Genomic DNA, 19,869 nt, shown 5'->3' with positions numbered 1-19,869 from the left:
GGCTCCCAGTAGACGACTGGGTTGATAGGCCGGATATGGAAGCCTCGTGAGGGGTGGAGTTGACCGGTACTAATAGGCCGAGGGCTTGTCCTCAGTTGCTCGCGTCCACTGTGTTGTTCTGAAACAACGACCCCATGCCACTGGTCACGTGGTGTGGTGCGGTTGACAGTTTCATAGTGTTTCGGTGGTCATAGCGTGAGGGAAACGCCCGGTTACATTCCGAACCCGGAAGCTAAGCCTCATAGCGCCGATGGTACTGCAGGGGGGACCCTGTGGGAGAGTAGGACGCCGCCGAACAAATTTTAAAAAGATAGCCCCCCTCCCTTCGGGAGGGGGGCTATCTGCGTTAATCTTCGCCAATGCAGAACCTGACCCTCACCTGGCAGACCTCGGCCGCTGTGTCCGGGGTGCTGTTCGGCGCGGCGTACGCCGTTCGGCGGGCCGGCCGTGGGCCGACGGTGACGGCGGTGTTCCGGGAGGCGGGTACGCTGCTGGCGCTGTTCACGCTGTGGCAGCTGGTGGGGCACCTCTCGCTGATGAGCACCGACCACGCGCTGGCCCGGGCGGAGTGGATCCATCGGACCGAGCTGGCCTTCGGCCTGCCGGACGAGGTGGCGTGGCAGCGGGCGGTGGAGCCGCATCCCTGGCTGATGCAGGCCGCCAACTACTACTACGCCACCATGCACTTCGGCGTCATGCTGGTGATGCTGCTGTGGCTCTTCCTGCGGCACCGGGACCGGTACGCGTGGGTGCGGACGACCGTGGTGCTGACCACGGCCGCATGTCTGCTGGTCCAGTTCATCCCGGTCGCCCCGCCCCGGATGCTGCCGGACAGCGGCTTCGTCGACGTCGCGGCCCAGTACGGGCAGTCGGTGTACGGGGGCGCGGTCGCGGGGGTGGTGCCGGCCCAGCTGTCGGCGATGCCGTCGGTCCACGTGGCCTGGTGCGTGATCGTGGCGGTGGCCGTCGTGGTGGTGGGCCGCGGGCCGTGGCGGTGGCTGGCGGTGCTGCACCCGGTCCTGACGGTCGCCGTGGTGGTGGTGACCGCCAACCACTTCTGGGCGGACGGCCTGGTCGCCGTGGGCCTGCTGCTGGTGGTGTACCTGGTCCAGCACGCGTGCTCCGGCTGGCGTCAGGGCCCGAACGGGCTGGCCGGCCGGCCTTCTGCCGGAGCGGACGGCAAGGTCCCGGAGTGGACGCGCTCGGGCCGCTGACCGATCCGGTCGGGACGGCCGGGCCGGCAGAGCGGCCTGCCGCCGACAGCCCGCCGTGGCTCAGCTGTCGGTCTCCTGCGGCGTCGACGGGCTGAACGCCACCGGCAGCATCCCGGTGGCGAGCGACGCCGCGAGGGTCTCGGCCTGGTCCTGGGTGAAGGTGCCGGAGATGACGGCTTGGCCGCCGGTGATGGTGCCGGCGACGTACGGGTGGGACAGCACCTCGCCGTCCAGCACGATGGCGAACTGGTTGGCCGGGGCCTGTTCGGCGGCGAGCTGTTCGGTGCTGCGGGCGAAGGCGTCCGTACCGGAGCTGTTGAACGTCAGCTGGACCTGCCAGCCGGAGCCGGACTGCTTGTCGAAGGCGCTGCGGGCGTCGGCGATGTCGGTGCCGGGCACCGCTACCGGTGCCAGCGCGAACCGGTAGCGGGTGCCCTGTTCCGCCTCGTGCCCGCAGGCCACGGTCGGGGTGGAGGCGGAGGCCAGCGGGCGGGGGTCGTCGGGGGAGGCGGTTCCCGGGCAGGAGAGCGCGTCGAACTGCTGCAGCAGGTCGACGGGGACGGTGCCCATCAGCAGGGCGCCCGGGCCGCCGTCTGCGCCCGAGGTCCCGACCGGGGCCGCGGCCAGTACCTGGCGGAGCTCGACGGCGGCCCGACGGCCGAGCGGGGCGAGCCGGTCCCCGACATGACCTGCGGCGGAGAGGGTGACGGTGCCTGCGGTGACCTCGGTCCGGACGTCCCGCAGCCCGGCCTTGCCGGCCCGGGCGGCGAGCAGGTCGGCGGCCTGCCGGAGCTGGTCGTCGTCGAGCGGGCGGGCAGGGGTGAGGACCACCGTGGTGTGCCCGGCCGGAGCGGCCTGCGGGCCGGTCCCGCTGCAGGCGGTGAGGGCCGGCCCGGCCAGCAGGGCGGTCAGCGTGAGCGCGGTCGTCGAGCGGCGGATGCCGTACCGCCGGACCCGGGCCGTCGTCGGGAGAGCCGTCATGGACCGAGTCTTTCAGCAGGTCGGCGCGGCGGTGCCGGCCGGGCTCCGGTGTGATGCAACTGTGACGCCGCGTCATGCTCCCTTGCCGAAAGCCGGTGGCCGGCCGGTGGCCGGCCGCTGCTCGATCGAGCCCGGCGTACCCGCGGCCCGCCGGCGGCCCGGCGGAGCCGCGGGTACGGCCGGCGGGCCGGGCGCTCCCCGAGGGGAGACACCCGGCCCGCCGTGCCCCGGAGGGCTACTTGAGGGGCAGCAGGGCCCGGCCCCACCCGCTGTTGGCGAGTGTGGCGGTGGCCCAGTACCAGGCGCCGAGGCCCGACACGGCGGCGACCCAGCCGGCCGCCTTGCCGAGGCCGTCGCTGGAGCCGAACGTCGCGATGGCGTTGAGGACCAGCGAGACGGTCAGCAGGCCGTAGACGACCCGGCTGAACAGCCCGCCCTGCCAGGCGGCGAGGGTCAGCGTGAGCGCCAGCGCGGCCCAGAGCAGCAGGAACAGCCCCACGGCGTCCTTGCTCGCCCCGGCGCCCTCCGACCAGGCCGCCCAGAAGGCGCCGAGGCCGGTGAACGCCGTGCCGGTGAACCGGTCGCCGCCGCGGAACTGCCAGAGGCCGGCGATGAACAGAGTCAGCCCGCCCACCAGGTGGGCGACGGAGGCTGCGTCCTTGAGGCCGGCGCCACTGAAGATGCCGGTGGACAGCAGGCCGGTTGCGAGAAGGGTCAGACCGAGGGCCAGGTAACCGAGAGGACCCGCGTCGTCTCCTGCGGATCGGGCGTTCGCCCCGGAGGCTTCATTGCTCACCGGAGGCTCCTTTCACTTCTGGGCGCCGATGATCGGCAGATGTCAGGTGAAGGTGGGGGTGGTGCTGGAGGTGGGTGCGCGAGACCGCGCCGGAAGCCGCACGGAAGTGGCGTGCGGGCGGCCGCGGCCGAGTGATGAACCAGCAGGTCAGGTGCTGGTCGAGGGCCCCTCCGGGGGGAATCCCCCGGTGCTTGCGGTGTACCCGGTCGACGCGGCTTGTACCCTTGTGAATTCCACAATTTGTACAGTCGTCAGCTGTAGGACGGCGACGGTTGGACAGTTGCTGATCGAGTCCGATCGATCGGCCCGAGGGTGGACGCCCCGTCAGGCCTGGCGCTGGGCCGGAAGCGGCACCCGCAGGGTCAGGATGGCCATGTCGTCGGAGGGCGGCTCCGGCGCGAACCGCTCGACCGCGCGCTGGACCCGGGCCGCCACCGCGCCCGCCGTCAGGCCGGTGCAGCCGGTCAGCACCTCCGCCAGGCCGTCGTCGCCGAGCATCCGGCTGCCCTCCCGGCGCTCGGTGACGCCGTCCGTCACACAGAGCAGCACCTCGCCCGGCTCCAGGATCAACTCCTCGGCCGTCAGGTCGAGTTCGTCCATCACGCCGAGCAGCGGCTGCGGGGTGGCGGCGGCATCCACCTGGCCGTCGGTGCGCAGCCGCAGCGGGAGCGGGTGTCCGGCGCAGACCAGGGAGAGCAGGGTGCTGCCGTCGGGGCGCGGGGTGAGCTCGCCGTAGAGCAGGGTCAGGAAGCGGGAGCGCGGGCCCTCGTCGAGGATGGCCGCGTTCAGCCGGTCGAGCACCTGGGGTGCGCTGAGGCCCTCGCGGGCCAGCAGCCGCAGCGAGTTGCGGGCGAGGCCGGTGACCGAGGCGGCCTCCGGGCCGGTGCCGCAGACGTCGCCGATGGCGAAGCCGTAGGTCCCCTCGCGGATCGGGAAGATGTCGTAGAAGTCGCCGCCGACCTCGTTGCCCTCGCCGGCCGCCTGGTAGAAGACCTCCACCTCGACGCCCGGGATCTTGGGCAACTCCGGGGGCAGCAGGGCGCGTTGGAAGGCCTGGCTGGTGGCGGTGCGCTCGGAGTAGAGCCGGGCGTTGTCCATCGCGAGGGCGGCCCGGCGGGAGAGGTCCTCGCCGAGTTCCAGGATCTCCTGGCGGAACCGGGTGCCCGCGGGGACGCCGAGGACCAGCAGGCCGATCACCCGGTTGCGGGCGGCCAGTGGCAGCACCACGGTCTCGCCGATCATGCCGTGCAGCTCGGGGTCGGCCGTCACGCCGAGGGTGCGGGCGGTCTCGGTGGGCGCGGTCCAGTAGCGGGTGCTGCCGGGGGAGGATTCGGCGGCCGGTGCGGGGGTCTTGTCGAGCAGGGCGCGCAGCGGGTCGATCCGGTCCTCGTTCTCGTGCAGGACGTAGGCGAGGTCGGCGGCGCCGTTCTGTTCGCCGGCGGTGTAGACGGCGCACCAGGTGGCGAGGGTGGGGACGGCCATCTGGGCCATCAGCGCGAGGGTCTGCTCGTGCTCCAGGGTGCCGGCCAGCAGTTCGGAGGCCTCGACCAGGAAGGACAGCGAGCCGCGGCGGCGGCGTTCGAGTTCGCCGAGCCGGGCGCTCTCCAGGGCCAGCGCGATCCGGTCGGCGGCGAACTGCAGGCGCAGCGCGTCCTCGTTGTCGTAGCGGCCGGGGGTGGTGGCGGCGACGCCGAGCGAGCCGGTGAGCCGGCCCTCGACCTTGAGCGGCACGGTGATCAGCGAGCGCATGCCGGTGCCGGTGAGCAGCGGGGCGGCGCCCGGCCGGACCGAGAGGTCCTCGTGGACGGCGGGCAGCCGGTCCGAGTCGAAGCGGGTGGCGCCGGACTCGATCGGCATCCGGACGAACCGGCGTGCGGCGGCGGCGAGTCCGGTGGCGGCGCGGACCTCGAACTCGGTCTCGTCCTCGGTGGTGAGCAGCAGGTAGGCGGCGTCGGCGTCGAGCAGGTCGCGGGCGCGGTCGACGATGCGCTGGAGGAGGCCGCCGAGGTCGTCGGGGGCGACGGCGCCGACGAGCAGGTCGAGCGGTTCGACGGCGGGCGGGGTGTCGGCGGCGCCGCCGGGGGAGCGCAGGACGGCGCGGTCCTCCTCGCGGACCAGCAGGCACAGGGCGGACGGGGTGCCGTGGGAGTCGCGCAGGCGGACCTGGAGGGCGTACACGTCGAGCAGGGTGCCGTCGGGGCGGCGGATGTCGAAGCCGCCCTCCCAGCGGGCCATCCGCAGGGTGTCGGCCAGGCGCAGGCCGGTGCCGCCGGAGGGCGGCCAGCAGGCGTAGTCGGACCAGGGCCGGCCGATGACCTGGTCGGCGGTGTGCAGGAAGAGGGCTTCGGCGTCGGCGTTCCAGGCGCGGACCACGGCGTCGTCGTCGATCCGCACCACGGCGACGCGGACCGGGCCGTCGCTGTCGGGCAGTTCGGTGCCGGGGATGCTCGGGAGGGCGTAGCGGGTGCCGCGGAAGTGTTCGGGCAGGGCGAGGCGGAACCAGACGGTCTTGCGGCCGGCGGCGTACTCGACGCCCCAGGTCTCGGAGAGGGCGGAGCACATCAGCAGTCCGCGGCCGCCTTCGCCGTCGGGGTCGGCGTAGTGGTCGGAGGCGGGGACGGCGGCGGAGACGGGGACGTTGGCGAAGGCGGGCAGGCCGCGTTCGGGGTGACGGTCGGTCACCTCGATCCGCAGGGTGTCCTCCTCGCGCAGGCAGCAGACCTCGGCGGAGGTGCCGGCGTGCACGACGGCGTTGGTGACCAGTTCGCTGACCAGGACGACGGCGTCGTCGACGATCTCCGGCAGGCCCCAGCCGAGCAGGGCCTCACGTACGAAGCCGCGGGCGGCGGCGGCTGACCGGCCGACCGGTTCGAAGGTGGCGGCTGCGCGTGCGGTGACCACTGCCACGTCTCCTCTGCTCTGGTCCGGCCGTCGGCCCGGTGTTCGGTGTCGGGCGGGTCGGTTCGTCGTCGTGCGGTCCGGCCGTGCGGCGCCGGTGTGTGTGCTGTCCCGGCCTCGGTGGTGGCGGTGGCCGGCGGGTGGTCGGTGCGCGCTCCGAGGTCCGGTGCAGCGGTCCAGCCTACTTTCCGCTTGGTACCCCGTGGGGGTGGGGAGCCGAAACAGGCACCGGAGGGTGATTCTGCCCACCACATTTGCGCAAGGACGGCAACGACCCTGTGCAACCGGCCGGACACCTGCCTCCGGGGCTGACAGACTGGGGAGTCCGCGGCGTCGGTTCGGCGGAGTACGGTCGAGGCGGTGCCGGTGGCGGTGCGCAGCCCCGCTGCGGTGTCCGAGAGGCGGGCCCGGTGCCCGCGAGTGCGGTACTGAGCAGTCACGATGTGGGAGGGCCCCGTTGAGTTCGGCGACCAAGGACGTTACCGGTACGACTTCGGCTGCCGAGCGCGGTGGCCGTGCCGCCTCGGCGGCGCGCGGCGTCGCCGGGCGCCGGGCCAATGCGAACCGGGGGGCCGAGCCGGCGGAGCTGCGGCGGGTGCTGGCGGCGCTGACCGCGATGCGGGACGGCAACTTCCGGCGGCGGCTGACGTTTCCCGGTGACGGTGTGCTGGCGGAGATCGCGGCGGTGTTCAACGAGGTCGCCGAGCGCAACCAGCACCTCACCGGTGAGCTGGCGCGCGTGCGCCGGGCGGTGGGCCGGGAGGGGCGGCTGTCGGAGCGGCTGGAGATGGGGGTCGGCGAGGGCGCCTGGATGGCGGCGGTCGACAACTGCAACGCGCTGATCGACGATCTGGCCCGGCCGATGGCGGAGGTGGGCCGGGTGCTCACCTCGATCGCGGAGGGCGACCTGGACCAGCGGATGGAGCTGCGGTCGGTCCACACCACCGGGGCGAGCTATCCGCTGCGCGGGGAGTTCCTGAAGGTCGGCCGGACGGTGAACGGCCTGGTGGACCAGTTGTCGGAGTTCACCGACGAGGTGACCCGGGTCGCCATCGAGGTGGGTACCGAGGGCAAGCTGGGCGGTCAGGCGCGGGTGCGCAGCGTCTCGGGCAGCTGGAAGGACCTGGCCGACTCGGTCAACACGATGGCCGGCCGGCTGACGGCGCAGGTGCGCAACATCGCCGAGGTGACCACGGCGGTGGCCAAGGGCGATCTGTCGCGCAAGGTCACGGTGGACGTGGCCGGCGAGATGCTGGAGCTGAAGAACACCGTGAACACCATGGTGGACCAGCTCAACTCGTTCGCCGCGCAGGTGACCCGGGTGGCGCGGGACGTGGGTACCGAGGGGCGGCTGGGCGGTCAGGCGCAGGTGCCGGGGGTCGCTGGGGTGTGGCGTGATCTCACCGATTCGGTGAACTTCATGGCCAACAACCTCACGGCGCAGGTGCGCAACATCGCCGAGGTGACCACGGCGGTGGCCAAGGGCGATCTGTCGCGCAAGATCGAGGTCGATGCCCGGGGCGAGATCCTGGAGTTGAAGAACACCATCAACACGATGGTGGACCAGCTGTCCGGTTTCGCCGAGCAGGTGACCAGAATGGCCCGTGCGGTGGGGACGGAGGGCATCCTGGGCGGTCAGGCGCAGGTGCCCGGGGTGGCGGGGGTCTGGAAGGACCTGACCGAGAACGTCAACTCGATGGCCAACAACCTGACCAACCAGGTGCGCAACATCGCGCAGGTGACGACGGCGGTGGCCAAGGGCGATCTGTCGCAGAAGATCCAGGTGGACGCGCAGGGCGAGATCCTGGAGTTGAAGAACACCATCAACACGATGGTGGACCAGCTGGGCGCGTTCGCCGACGAGGTGACCCGGGTGGCGCGGGACGTCGGTACCGAGGGGATCCTGGGCGGTCAGGCGAGTGTGCCGGGGGTGTCGGGGACCTGGAAGGACCTGACCAACAGCGTCAACCTGATGGCGAACAACCTGACGAGTCAGGTCCGCAACATCGCAGAGGTGACGACCGCGGTGGCCCGCGGTGACGTCTCCAAGAAGATCACCGTCGACGCCAAGGGTGAGATCCGGGAGCTGGTGACCACCGTCAACACGATGGTGGACCAGCTGTCGGCGTTCGCGGACGAGGTGACCCGGGTGGCCCGCGAGGTGGGCACCGAGGGCATCCTGGGTGGTCAGGCGCGGGTGCGCGGGGTGTCGGGCATCTGGCGCGATCTGACCGACAACGTCAACTTCATGGCGTCCAACCTGACCAGTCAGGTGCGGACGATCGCCGAGGTCGCCTCCGCGGTGGCCAACGGTGACCTGTCCAAGAAGATCACCATCGAGGCGCAGGGCGAGGTGGCCGCGCTGGCGGGCACCCTGAACACGATGGTCGACCAGCTGTCGGCGTTCGCCGTCGAGGTGACCCGGGTGGCCCGCGAGGTCGGCACCGACGGCATCCTGGGAGGCCAGGCCAATGTTCCGGGCGTGGCGGGGATCTGGAAGGACCTGACCGACAACGTCAACCTGATGGCGAACAACCTCACCGGGCAGGTCCGCAACATCGCCCTGGTGATCACCGCGGTGGCCCGCGGCGACCTGTCGCAGAAGATCGACGTGGACGCCCGGGGCGAGATCCTGGAGCTGAAGACCAGCATCAACACGATGGTGGACCAGCTGGGCGCGTTCGCGGACGAGGTGACCCGGGTGGCCCGCGAGGTGGGTACCGACGGGCGCCTCGGCGGCCAGGCCCGGGTGCCCGGGGTGGCCGGTACCTGGCAGGACCTCACCGAGTCGGTGAACGAGCTGGCCAACAACCTGACCCGGCAGGTGCGGGCGATCGCCCAGGCGGCGACCGCCGTGACCAGGGGCGATCTCAGCCTGCGGATCGACGTGGACGCGTCCGGCGAGCTCGACGAGCTCAAGGACAACCTGAACCAGATGATCGCCAACCTGCGCGAGACGACCAGGACCAACAAGGAACAGGACTGGCTGAAGACCAACCTGGCCCGGATGTCCGGTCTGCTGCAGGGCCGCCGGGACCTGGAGGCCGTCGCCTCGCTGATCATGAACGAGCTGACGCCGGTGGTGTCGGCCCAGCACGGCGCGTTCTTCCTCTCCCAGCCGGCCGGCCGCACCGCGGAGCTGATCACCGAGGACGACGACGAGAACGACACCGTGCTGCGGCTGCTGGGCAGCTACGGCTACAACCGGCGCTCGATGCCGACCACCTTCCGGCCCGGCGAGGGCCTGATCGGTCAGGCCGCGGTGGAGAAGCGCTCGATCATCGTCAAGGAGACCCCGCCGGGGTACCTGAAGATCGCCTCCGGGCTCGGCGAGGCCTCGCCCTCGCACCTGGTGGTGCTGCCGGTGCTGTTCGAGGACCGGCTGCTCGGGGTGATCGAGCTGGCCACCTTCAGCTCGTTCACCGCGGTCGCGCTGGACTTCCTCAACCAGATCGCGGACCTGATCGGCGTCACCGTCAACACCATCTCGGTCAACACCAAGACCGAGGGCCTGCTGCTGGAGTCCCAGCGGCTCACCGCCGAACTCTCCATGCGTTCGGCCGAGTTGGAGGCCCGGCAGGAGGAGCTGGAGCGCACCAACGAGGAGCTGCAGGAGAAGGCCGAGCAGCTCGCCCAGCAGAACCGCGACATCGAGATCAAGAACAGCGAGATCGAGGAGGCCCGGCAGATCCTGGAGGAGCGCGCCGAGCAGCTGGCCCTCGCCTCGCGGTACAAGAGCGAGTTCCTCGCCAACATGTCGCACGAGCTGCGCACCCCGCTCAACTCGCTGCTGATCCTGGCCAAGCTGCTCTCCGACAACAACGAGGGCAACCTCTCCGCCAAGCAGGTCGAGTTCGCCGAGACCATCCACGGTGCCGGGTCCGACCTGCTCCAGCTGATCAACGACATCCTCGACCTGTCCAAGGTCGAGGCGGGCAAGATGGACGTCCGCCCGGCCAAGATCGCGCTGGTCCAGCTGGTGGACTACGTCGAGGCGGCGTTCCGGCCGCTGGCCGCCGACAAGAACCTGGACTTCGCGGTCCGGGTGGCCCCGGAGCTGCCGGCCACCCTGCACACCGACGAGCAGCGGCTCCAGCAGGTGCTGCGCAACCTGCTCTCCAACGCGGTCAAGTTCACCGACGCCGGCGCCGTCGAGCTGCTGATCCGACCGGTCGGCGCGGAGGTCCCGCAGCACGTGCGGGAGCTGCTGCTGGAGGCCGAGGCGATCGGCGACCCGGACGAGGCACTGATCGCCTTCTCGGTCTCCGACACCGGCATCGGCATCCCCGGCAACAAGCTGCGGGAGATCTTCGAGGCGTTCAAGCAGGCCGACGGCGGTACCAGCCGCAAGTACGGCGGCACCGGCCTCGGCCTGTCGATCAGCCGCGAGATCGCCCGGCTGCTCGGCGGCGAGATCCACGTGGAGAGCGAGCTGCACGGCGGCTCCACCTTCACGCTGTACCTGCCGCTGCGCAGCGAGGCGCCCGGGTTGCCCGCGCCGGACCGCCCGGCCGCGCTGCCGGTGCGCGCCTCGGTCGGGGTGACCCCGGCGGGCACCCCGGTCCCGGTCGGCGAGAACCTGGCCGACCACTGGGCGCACGAGGTCCGCGAGCTGGCCGAGGAGCGCCGGCGCGGCGCCGCGGCCGAGCGCCGCCGCACGGCCGCGGCGGCGGAGCTGCCGGCGCCGCAGCAGCAGCCCGAGTCGGCGTCCCGCAGCGGCGGCCAGGCGCAGTTCCACGGCCGCTTCGACGGCGAGCGGGTGCTGATCGTGGACGACGACATCCGCAACGTGTTCGCGCTCACCAGCGTGCTGGAGCAGTACGGGCTGACCGTGCTGTACGCGGAGAACGGCCGCGAGGGCATCGAGGTGCTGGAGCAGCACGAGGACGTCGCGCTGGTGCTGATGGACATCATGATGCCGGAGATGGACGGCTACGCGACCACCGAGGCGATCCGGCGGATGCCGCAGTTCGCCGGTCTGCCGATCATCGCGCTGACCGCCAAGGCGATGAAGGGCGACAAGGAGAAGAGCCTGGCCGCGGGGGCGAACGCCCATGTGACCAAGCCGGTGGAGGCCGACACGCTGCTGGCGGTGATGCGCCAGTTCCTGGCGGTCGGCTGACCGCCGGGCGTCCCGGCCGGCCGGCACTGGCGGGCCCGGCCGGGAACGCTGTAGGGTCACCCATCGTTGCGAACGGTGACCGGATGGTGACACGGCGCTCAGAGCGGCCTGCCTGCGGCACGGCGCTTCCCCGGGGCGGCCACCGGCCGGATCGTGCCAAGCGATGTGGCGGGCGAGGGGGTACGGCTAGCATGACCGGGGCAGTGGTGAGCGGCACGCGGGTGCCGTCCGTGGGAAGACAACAGGCAGGAGGGCGGGTCCTGGTGCAGAAGGCGAAGATCCTCCTGGTCGACGACCGGCCGGAGAACCTGCTGGCGCTGGAGGCGATCCTCTCGGCGCTGGACCAGACGCTGGTGCGCGCGTCCTCCGGTGAGGAGGCGCTGAAGGCGCTGCTCACGGACGACTTCGCGGTCATCCTGCTGGACGTCCAGATGCCGGGCATGGACGGCTTCGAGACCGCCGCCCACATCAAGCGCCGCGAGCGCACCCGGGACATCCCGATCATCTTCCTGACGGCGATCAACCACGGCCCGCACCACACCTTCCGGGGGTACGCGGCCGGTGCGGTGGACTACATCTCCAAGCCGTTCGACCCGTGGGTGCTGCGCGCCAAGGTGTCGGTCTTCGTCGACCTCTACATGAAGAACTGCCAGCTCAAGGAGCAGGCCGCGCTGCTGCGGCTGCAGTTGGAGGCGGGCGAGGCGGCCAGTTTCGGCGGCGGGCTGCTGGGTGAGCTGTCGGCTCGGCTGGCCGCGGTCGAGGAGCAGGCCGAGGCGCTGACCAAGCAGCTCGACGACTCCGCGGATCCGGGTGCCGCCGCGACCTCGGCGCACCTGGAGCGCAAACTGGCCGGCCTGCGGGCGGCGCTCGACGCCCTGCGCCCCGGCGCGAACTGAGCGGCGCACCACCCCCCTGCGCCCCGGTGCGCCCGCCGGGTAGCGCGATGACGGCCGGTCCGGTGACCGCCCGTCAGGCGATCAGGTGTTCGGCGACACGCTCCGGGCCGGAGCGGTCGGGCGTGTCCAGCCGCCCCGGCCGCCGGTAGGCTGCTGACCCATGGCCACACGTACGCCCGGCAGCGCGGCACGCAACCCGAAGCCCGGGCCGGCCAAGAAGGCACCGGCCGGCCGGACACCCGCCAAGAAGGCCGCTCCCGCCGCCAAGAAGGCGGCGCCGGCGGCGAAGAAGGCCGCGGCGCGCAAGAGCGCCGCCAAGCCCCCCGCGGCCCCGCCGCCGCCCCCGCCGCGCCCGATACTCTTCCGGGCCGTCCGGGCCGTCTGGCTCGGCCTCGCGCACGCCGTCGGCGCGGTCTTCCGCGGCTTCGGCGACGGCGCCAAGAACCTGCACCCGGCGCACCGCAAGGACGGCCTGGCGCTGCTGCTGCTGGCGCTCTCGCTGGTGACCGCGGCCGGGACGTGGTTCAGCCCGCAGGGCTGGCTCGGCGAGGTCGCCACCAACGTGGTCTCCGGCCTGTTCGGCCGGCTCGACGTGCTGATCCCGTTCCTGCTCGGCGCGGTCGCGGTACGGCTGATGCGCCACCCCGAACTCCCCGAGGCCAACGGGCGGATCCTGATCGGCCTGTCCACCCTGGTGGTCGGCGTCCTCGGCCTGGTCCACATCGGGTGCGGCGCCCCCGGCATGGGCAGCGGCGCGACCCGGATACGGCTGGCCGGCGGCATCCTCGGCTGGGCCGCGTCCACCCCGATGATGGCGGCGGCCGGGCCGCCGCTCGCGGTGCCGCTGCTGCTGCTGCTCGCCTTCTTCGGGCTGCTGGTGCTCACCGCCACCCCGGTCAACCGGATCCCCGAGCGGATCCGGCAGGCCGGGGTGCGGCTCGGCGTGGTCGAACCCGCCCTCGCCGACGGCCCGGAGGGCGAGGCGCTGTCCGGCGCCCGGGACCTGTCCACCGAACCGCCCGAGGACGCCGACCCCGACGCTCTGCCCTTCACCATCGAGGACACCGACGGCGACGAGCTGTCCCGCCGCCGGACCCGCCGGCGCCGCAAGGACGAACCGGCCGAGGAGCCGGTCTCGTTCGAGAAGGACCCGTACCGGACCAGGGACCTGGCCGCGGGCGTTGCGGCCGACCTGGACGGCGCGCTCACCTGGGGCGTGCCCGGCAGCCCGGCCGTGGCGAGCATGATCCACCAGGTCCGGGACAACACGGCGCCGCCCGAGGAGCCGGCCGTGCCGCCGGCCCGCAGCGCCGGCGCACCCGAGGAGCACGGCCCGGCCCCGGCCCGGATGGAACAGCTCCGGCTCGCCGGCGACATCACCTACGCGCTCCCGCCGCTGGACCTGCTGGACTTCGGCGCCCCCGCCAAGTCCCGCTCAAAGCTCAACGACGAGGTGGTCGCCCAGCTCACCGGCGTCTTCGCCGAGTTCAAGGTGGACGCCAGGGTCACCGGCTTCACCCGCGGCCCGACGGTGACCCGCTACGAGGTCGAGCTCGGCCCCGCGGTCAAGGTCGAGCGGATCACCGCGCTGGCCAAGAACATCGCCTACGCGGTGGCCAGTCCGGACGTGCGGATCATCAGCCCGATCCCCGGCAAGTCCGCGGTCGGTGTGGAGATCCCCAACCGGGACCGGGAGATGGTCAACCTCGGCGACCTGCTGCGCTCGCGCGCGGCCGCCGACGACGACCATCCGATGGTGGTCGGCATGGGCAAGGACGTCGAGGGCCACACCGTGATGGCCAACCTCGCCAAGATGCCGCACATCCTGGTGGCCGGCGCGACCGGCGCCGGCAAGTCCTCCTGCATCAACTGCCTGATCACCTCGGTGCTGGCCCGGGCCACCCCGGACGAGGTCCGGATGGTGCTGGTCGACCCCAAGCGGGTCGAGCTGACGGCGTACGAGGGCATCCCGCACCTGATCACGCCGATCATCACCAACCCCAAGAAGGCCGCCGAGGCCCTGCAGTGGGTGGTGCGCGAGATGGACCTGCGCTACGACGACCTGGCGGCGTTCGGCTTCCGGCACGTGGACGACTTCAACGCGGCGGTGAAGGCCGGCACCGTCAAGCCGCCGCTCGGCAGCGAGCGCGAGCTGACGCCGTACCCGTACCTGCTGGTGATCGTCGACGAGCTGGCCGACCTGATGATGGTCGCGCCGCGGGACGTCGAGGACTCGGTGGTGCGGATCACCCAGCTGGCCCGGGCGGCCGGCATCCACCTGGTGCTGGCCACCCAGCGGCCCTCGGTGGACGTGGTGACCGGCCTGATCAAGGCCAACGTGCCGTCCCGGCTGGCCTTCGCCACCTCGGCGATGGCCGACTCCCGGGTCATCCTGGACCAGCCCGGCGCCGAGAAGCTGATCGGCAAGGGCGACGCGCTGTTCCTGCCGATGGGGGCCAGCAAGCCGGTCCGGATGCAGGGGGCGTTCGTCACCGAGGCCGAGATCGCCAAGATCGTCCAGCACTGCAAGGACCAGATGACGGCGGTCTACCGGGACGACGTCACGGTCGGCGGCGGCCCGAAGAAGGAGATCGACGAGGAGATCGGCGACGACCTGGACCTGCTGATCCAGGCCGCCGAGCTGGTGGTCTCCACCCAGTTCGGTTCGACCTCGATGCTCCAGCGCAAACTGCGGGTCGGCTTCGCCAAGGCGGGGCGGCTGATGGACCTGATGGAGTCGCGTGGGATCGTGGGCCCGAGCGAGGGCTCCAAGGCCCGCGACGTCCTGGTCAAACCGGACGAGCTGGACGGGGTGCTGATCACGCTCCGGGGGTGACCTCCGGGGTGGGCGACGCACCCGGCTCACTCGTTCGGAGGAACCTCCCGGCCGGTGGCCGGGAGGCGGGGAACCGGCCGCAGGGACCGGGCGTCCATCGAGGCACGGACGCCCGGGCCGCCGCGGCGTCTGACCGGATGTCAGCGGCCGAAGGGCCCGGATGCCCGTTCGGGCCCGTCCGCTTGAGAAACGTTCCTCCCCCGCCCCTAGACTGTCTTCTCAGCAGGTGGCCAACGCTCGAAAGGCGCGCCCAGTGACCATCGGCAAGTCCCCTCGTCGCGACAGCCGCGGACCCTCCGCGCCCAGCGCCGTGCCCGGCCAGAGCGGCAGCGGCGAGTACCCGGCGGACCCGTCCGTGGGCGAAGGCTCCGGCGGGCAGCCGGGCATCGGCGCGCTGCTGGCCTCGGCCCGGCTCGCCGCGGGCCTGACGGTCGACCAGGTCAGCGCCGCCACCCGGGTCCGGGTCCCGATCGTGCACGGCATCGAGGAGGAGGACTTCAGCCGCTGCGGCGGCGACGTCTACGCCCGGGGCCACATCCGCGCCATCGCCCGGGCCGTCGGCGTCGACGGCGACGCGCTCGTGGTCCGCTACGACGCCGCCCACGGCGGCGCGCCCGGCCCCGCGCGCGCCACCCAGCTGCTGGACACCGGCCCGATCAAGGTGACCGACCACCGGCGGCCGAACTGGACCGCCGCCATGATGGTGGCCATCGCCGCCGTGGTCGCGCTGATCGGCTTCAACCTGTTCACGGACGGCTCCGGCGAGGCCGGCGCCGGCTCCGCCAGCGAGCCGCTGCCCAGCAGCGCCGCCGCCCCGGTCACCGCCTCCGCCCAGCCGCCCGCCCCGGCCACCAGCGCGCCGGCCGCGATCGCCGCCGCCCCGGTCGACAAGGTCACCGTGAAGCTGGTCGCCGAGAAGGACAAGAGCTGGGTCACCGCCAAGGACGGCAAGGGCAAGTCGCTCTTCTCCAACAACCTCGACGCCGGCCAGGACCAGACCTTCACCGACCCCGCGAAGATCACCCTGGTGATCGGCAACGCGGGCGCCGTCCACGTGTACGTCAACGGCAAGGACCTCGGTCCGGCCGGGACGGACGGGCAGGTGGTGCATCTCACCTACACCCCCGGTGACCCGCAGGCGGGCTGACCGGGAACCGGCCGCGAGGCCGGACGATCTAGGCATACGGGCTCCGGGGCGAACGGCACCGGGGCCCGCGCGTTAATCTTGGCGTCATGCCTGAACCCCGCACTGTCGCCCTGGTCACGCTCGGATGCGCCCGCAACGAGGTCGACTCCGAGGAACTCGCCGGGCGACTGGAGGCCGACGGGTGGCGGCTGGTCGACGACGCCGCCGACGCCGACGTCGCCGTGGTCAACACCTGCGGGTTCGTCGAAGCCGCCAAGAAGGACTCCGTCGACGCCCTGCTGGAGGCCAACGACCTCAAGGGCCACGGCCGCACCCAGGCCGTGGTCGCGGTCGGCTGCATGGCCGAGCGCTACGGCAAGGAGCTCGCCGACGCCCTGCCGGAGGCCGACGGCGTCCTCGGCTTCGACGACTACACCGACATCTCGGACCGCCTGCAGACCATCCTGTCCGGCGGCCACCACGCCCCGCACCTGCCGCGCGACCGCCGCAAGCTGCTGCCGCTCAGCCCGGTGAAGCGCCAGGAGGCCGCCGCCGAGGTCGCGCTGCCCGGCCACGGCGCCCCCGAGGACCTCCCCGATGGCGTCGCCCCCGCGTCCGGCCCGCGCACCCTGCGCAAGCGCCTGGACGACAACCCGGTCGCCTCGGTCAAGCTGGCCTCCGGCTGCGACCGGCGCTGCTCGTTCTGCGCCATCCCGGCCTTCCGCGGCTCCTTCATCTCGCGCCGCCCGTCCGACGTCCTGAACGAGGCCGTCTGGCTGGCCGGACAGGGCGTCCGCGAGGTCGTCCTGGTCAGCGAGAACAACACCTCGTACGGCAAGGACCTGGGCGACATCCGGCTGCTGGAGACGCTGCTGAGCGAGATCGCGGCGGTCGAGGGCGTCGAGCGGGTCCGGGTCAGCTACCTGCAGCCGGCCGAGATGCGGCCCGGGCTGATCGACGTGATGACCGGGACGCCCGGCGTGGTGCCCTACTTCGACCTGTCCTTCCAGCACTCCGCCCCGGCGGTGCTGCGCCGGATGCGCCGCTTCGGCTCCACCGACCAGTTCCTCGGGCTGCTGAAGACCATCCGGGACAGGGCGCCGCAGGCCGGCGTCCGGTCCAACTTCATCGTGGGCTTCCCCGGCGAGAGCGAGGAGGACTTCGCCGAGCTGGAACGGTTCATCACCCACGCCGGCCTCGACGCGATCGGCGTCTTCGGCTACTCGGACGAGGACGGCACCGAGGCGGCGGGCTTCGACGGCAAGCTGCCCGAGGACGTGGTCGCCGACCGGCTCGCCAAGCTGTCCCGGCTGGCCGAGGAGCTCACCGCGCAGCGCGCCGAGCAGCGGATCGGCGACGAGGTCGAGGTGCTGGTCGAGTCGGTGGAGGACGGCGTGGTCGAGGGCCGGGCCGCGCACCAGGCCCCCGAGACGGACGGCCTGACCACCCTGCTCGGGGCCGAGGACGCGGTCGTCGGCCGGTTCTACCGGGCCAGGGTCACCGGCACCGAGGGCGTCGACCTGGTCGCCGAGGTGCTGGACGCGGAGCAGGCCGGCGCCGGCCGGACGGAGGCGGCCGACGGGGCCGGGTCCCAGGGAGCCGGGGTATGACAAGAAGCGGGCCCGGGGCCCCGACCGCGACCGGCCCCGACCGGTCGGCGGCCGCGCCGCCCCCGCCCCCGGGCATCTGGAACATCGCCAACGTGCTGACGATGGCCCGGCTGCTGCTGGTGCCGGTCTTCGTCGCGCTGCTGTTCGCCGACGGCGGCCACAACCCCAAGTGGCGCGCGGTCGCCTGGGCCGCCTTCGCCATCGCGATGATCACCGACCTGTTCGACGGCGAACTGGCCAGGCGCAAGGGACTGATCACCGACTTCGGCAAGATCGCCGATCCGATCGCCGACAAGGCGATCATGGGCGCGGCGCTGATCGGCCTGTCCGTCCTCGGCGACCTGCCCTGGTGGGTCACCGCCGTGATCCTGGCCCGCGAGCTCGGCATCACCCTGATGCGCTTCTGGGTGATCCGCTACGCCGTCATCCCGGCCAGCCGGGGCGGCAAGCTGAAGACCCTCACCCAGGGCATCGCGGTCGGCATGTACGTGCTGCCGCTGACCGGCTGGCTGGCCACCGCACGGGCCGTGCTGATGGCCGTCGCGGTGCTGCTGACCGTCGGCACCGGGCTGGACTACGTCGGGCAGGCGCTGCGGCTGCGCCGCGAGGGCCGGGCCGCGGAACGGGCCGGCCGGTGAACGAGCGGGCGGCCGAGGCGCACGCCGCCCTGCGGGAGCGCGGCGCGACCCTGGCGGTCGCCGAGTCGCTCACCGGCGGGCTGCTGGCCGCGGAGCTGGTCGCGGTGGCGGGCGCCTCGCAGACCTTCCGCGGCTCCGTGACCGCCTACGCCACCGACCTGAAGGCGTCCGTGCTCGGCGTGGACGAGGGCCTGCTGGCCGTCCACGGCGCCGTGCACCCGGTGGTGGCCCGCCAGATGGCCGACGGCGTACGCCGGCTCCTGCGGGCCGACTACGCCCTCGCCACCACGGGCGTGGCGGGCCCCGACCCGCAGGACGGACAGCCGGTCGGCACCGTGCACCTGGCCGTCTCCGGGCCCTCGGGAACATTGACGGCCTCTGTGAGGTTGTCAGGTGACCGCACGGTCGTCCGGCGGACCGCGGTGACGGCGGCACTGGAACTGCTGCTGGAACACCTAGCGTCCGCGGAGCCGTCCCGCTGAGGTTTGCTGAAATCGCTGAACTGGCCGCCTCGCCGGGGGGATCGTGTTAGATCGGATGGTCCGGCTGGGCAGATACCAGTCAGGGGACGCGCTGCGCGGCCCCGGCCGGACGCCCCGCGAGGGGAACCGGCGGGGTCCTACCGGGGTCCTTGCGGGGAACAGACAGGGGAGGGGGCAGCCTTGCAGCCCAGAGTGAACACGACCATGGTCCCCGCACGCGATGCGGACAAGGCGGTACGGTGGGGGCGTGACATCTCGATTCGCAGTCCGAGGAGGGAGGCACCGATGATCCTGCTCCGTCGCCTGCTGGGCGATGTGCTGCGTCGGCAGCGCCAGCGCCAGGGCCGCACACTCCGCGAGGTGTCGGCAGCTGCCAGGGTTTCGCTCGGCTACCTCTCCGAGGTGGAGCGGGGGCAGAAGGAGGCCTCGTCCGAGCTGCTCTCCGCCATCTGCGACGCGCTCGACGTCCGGATGTCCGAGGTCATGCGCGAGGTCAGCGACGAGCTGTCGCTCGCCGAACTTGCGGCGATGGCCACCCTCTCGGAGGGTGATCTGCTGAGGCCGGTCCTCGAACCGGTGTCGCTGCCGGCTCCCGGGGTCGACCGGGCCGGAACCATGTCGTCCAAGGCTGCCGCCATGGACGTGGTCGCGGCCTGACCCGGTCTCGCCCTCCCCGCGCCCTGCGCGGGGCCGAGCGAAGGAGACCGGAGTGCGGCGTACCTGGTCGGACCGTGGGTTCTCGTACCGCGCGTGGTCGTGGCGTGGGTGGTCGTGCCGTGCCCGGCCGATGTGCGAGGCCGGTGTGAAGGCGTTGCTCCGGTCGGTGGCCGGGCGGCCCGACGGCCTTGGTGCCGCTCTGCTGCTGGCGACCGTCGCGGGGCTGTGGGTGCTGCTCACCGGTGGTGCGGCCGGGCTCGGTGGTGCCGCGCTCGGCATGCTCGCCGGCGGCTGGGGCCTAGGCCTGGTCCCCGTGCACAGCAACCGACTGCTCACCGGGCCGCGGCGCCGCCCGCCCGGCGATGCCCCGGCCGGAGTTGCTCCGGCCGACGCTGCTCCGGCCGATATCGGTCCGGCCGATCCAGCCCTTCTGACGGCCGAGGACGCTTCCCGGCCCTGACCGGGTCCTGCCGGGCCCGCTCCCTCGAACGGCCCTCGGGCCGGGCTAGCGCGGGGCTCGTACCGCGCTCGGGTCGTGCTCGGGCATCCTCGGGCCGGGCTCGGGGCCTGCTCGGGCCGCGTGGCGCCCCGGAGCGGGGCTGGGGTGCGTCCG

13 protein-coding genes and 2 rRNA genes are annotated in these 19,869 nt (G+C 72.6%); 12 read left to right on the top strand and 3 right to left on the bottom strand.

The genetic code is table 11. From position 1 onward, the window contains the following. From AB0D08_RS06540 to AB0D08_RS06530, 3 genes are all read left to right on the top strand, one after another. A 23S ribosomal RNA gene (locus AB0D08_RS06540) occupies nt 1-93 on the top strand; the annotation flags it as partial. An 87-nt stretch (nt 94-180) separates the two neighbouring features. After that, nucleotides 181-297 (top strand): 5S ribosomal RNA (gene rrf / locus AB0D08_RS06535). A 62-nt stretch (nt 298-359) separates the two neighbouring features. Next, the gene (locus AB0D08_RS06530; RefSeq protein ID WP_359886494.1) at nt 360-1,214 is read left to right on the top strand and encodes a phosphatase PAP2 family protein; all 855 of its coding nucleotides are present in this window, start codon (nt 360-362) and stop codon (nt 1,212-1,214) included. Nucleotides 1,215-1,274: 60 nt separating this feature from the next. On the opposite strand, the gene AB0D08_RS06525 is transcribed toward AB0D08_RS06530, so the two are convergent. The 3 genes from AB0D08_RS06525 to AB0D08_RS06515 all read right to left on the bottom strand — a co-directional run bounded on the left by AB0D08_RS06525 (nt 1,275) and on the right by AB0D08_RS06515 (nt 5,898). Continuing rightward, nucleotides 1,275-2,195: a hypothetical protein gene (locus tag AB0D08_RS06525; protein WP_051813186.1), complete on the bottom strand. Its 921-nt coding sequence runs from the start codon at nt 2,193-2,195 to the stop codon at nt 1,275-1,277. Between the two features lie 235 nt (nt 2,196-2,430). Then, complete coding sequence (locus AB0D08_RS06520) at nt 2,431-2,991, bottom strand: GPR1/FUN34/YaaH family transporter (protein ID WP_033822280.1); 561 nt, start codon at nt 2,989-2,991, stop codon at nt 2,431-2,433. A gap of 324 nt (nt 2,992-3,315) precedes the next feature. After that, nucleotides 3,316-5,898, bottom strand: a complete 2,583-nt coding sequence (locus AB0D08_RS06515; RefSeq protein ID WP_359886490.1) for a SpoIIE family protein phosphatase — start codon at nt 5,896-5,898, stop codon at nt 3,316-3,318. Between the two features lie 607 nt (nt 5,899-6,505). Between AB0D08_RS06515 and AB0D08_RS06510 the strand changes: the two genes are divergently transcribed. The 9 genes from AB0D08_RS06510 to AB0D08_RS06470 all read left to right on the top strand — a co-directional run bounded on the left by AB0D08_RS06510 (nt 6,506) and on the right by AB0D08_RS06470 (nt 19,716). Beyond that, nucleotides 6,506-11,011: a HAMP domain-containing protein gene (locus AB0D08_RS06510; RefSeq protein ID WP_359886505.1), complete on the top strand. Its 4,506-nt coding sequence runs from the start codon at nt 6,506-6,508 to the stop codon at nt 11,009-11,011. Nucleotides 11,012-11,271: 260 nt separating this feature from the next. Continuing rightward, complete coding sequence (locus AB0D08_RS06505) at nt 11,272-11,907, top strand: response regulator (protein WP_359886502.1); 636 nt, start codon at nt 11,272-11,274, stop codon at nt 11,905-11,907. A 160-nt stretch (nt 11,908-12,067) separates the two neighbouring features. Continuing rightward, nucleotides 12,068-14,743: a DNA translocase FtsK gene (locus tag AB0D08_RS06500; protein WP_033819041.1), complete on the top strand. Its 2,676-nt coding sequence runs from the start codon at nt 12,068-12,070 to the stop codon at nt 14,741-14,743. Between the two features lie 355 nt (nt 14,744-15,098). Next, nucleotides 15,099-15,890 (top strand): RodZ domain-containing protein, encoded by a 792-nt coding sequence (locus AB0D08_RS06495; RefSeq protein ID WP_033819054.1) that lies wholly within the window; start codon nt 15,099-15,101, stop codon nt 15,888-15,890. A gap of 86 nt (nt 15,891-15,976) precedes the next feature. Next, complete coding sequence (gene rimO / locus AB0D08_RS06490) at nt 15,977-17,479, top strand: 30S ribosomal protein S12 methylthiotransferase RimO (protein WP_033819040.1); 1,503 nt, start codon at nt 15,977-15,979, stop codon at nt 17,477-17,479. Continuing rightward, entirely contained in the window at nt 17,476-18,117 is a 642-nt protein-coding gene (gene pgsA, locus AB0D08_RS06485) for a CDP-diacylglycerol--glycerol-3-phosphate 3-phosphatidyltransferase (protein ID WP_063794300.1), read from the top strand. The genes rimO and pgsA overlap by 4 nt, the downstream gene beginning before the upstream one ends. After that, nucleotides 18,114-18,599: a CinA family protein gene (locus tag AB0D08_RS06480; RefSeq protein WP_033819039.1), complete on the top strand. Its 486-nt coding sequence runs from the start codon at nt 18,114-18,116 to the stop codon at nt 18,597-18,599. Before pgsA ends, AB0D08_RS06480 begins: the two co-directional genes overlap by 4 nt. A 285-nt stretch (nt 18,600-18,884) precedes the next feature. Then, on the top strand, nt 18,885-19,256 hold the full coding sequence (locus AB0D08_RS06475; protein WP_033819038.1) for a helix-turn-helix transcriptional regulator: 372 nt from the start codon (nt 18,885-18,887) through the stop codon (nt 19,254-19,256). A 145-nt stretch (nt 19,257-19,401) separates the two neighbouring features. Continuing rightward, on the top strand, nt 19,402-19,716 hold the full coding sequence (locus AB0D08_RS06470; RefSeq protein WP_149038002.1) for a hypothetical protein: 315 nt from the start codon (nt 19,402-19,404) through the stop codon (nt 19,714-19,716). The last annotated feature ends 153 nt before the right edge of the window (nt 19,717-19,869 follow it).

It is taken from the genome of Kitasatospora sp. NPDC048540 (genome assembly GCF_040651175.1).
Lineage (GTDB): Bacteria > Actinomycetota > Actinomycetes > Streptomycetales > Streptomycetaceae > Kitasatospora.
The sequence above is the reverse complement of the archived record's forward strand: the minus strand, read 5'-3'. Positions and strand labels throughout refer to the sequence as shown.

Bases quoted from the DNA above. Each gene is read 5' to 3' on its own strand.
- AB0D08_RS06530 (WP_359886494.1), top strand. From the start codon at position 360: ATGCAGAACCTGACCCTCACCTGGCAGACCTCGGCCGCTGTGTCCGGG.
- AB0D08_RS06525 (WP_051813186.1), bottom strand. From the start codon at position 2,195: ATGACGGCTCTCCCGACGACGGCCCGGGTCCGGCGGTACGGCATCCGC.
- AB0D08_RS06510 (WP_359886505.1), top strand. From the start codon at position 6,506: ATGCGGGACGGCAACTTCCGGCGGCGGCTGACGTTTCCCGGTGACGGT.
- AB0D08_RS06500 (WP_033819041.1), top strand. From the start codon at position 12,068: ATGGCCACACGTACGCCCGGCAGCGCGGCACGCAACCCGAAGCCCGGG.
- rimO (WP_033819040.1), top strand. From the start codon at position 15,977: ATGCCTGAACCCCGCACTGTCGCCCTGGTCACGCTCGGATGCGCCCGC.
- pgsA (WP_063794300.1), top strand. From the start codon at position 17,476: ATGACAAGAAGCGGGCCCGGGGCCCCGACCGCGACCGGCCCCGACCGG.
- AB0D08_RS06475 (WP_033819038.1), top strand. From the start codon at position 18,885: ATGATCCTGCTCCGTCGCCTGCTGGGCGATGTGCTGCGTCGGCAGCGC.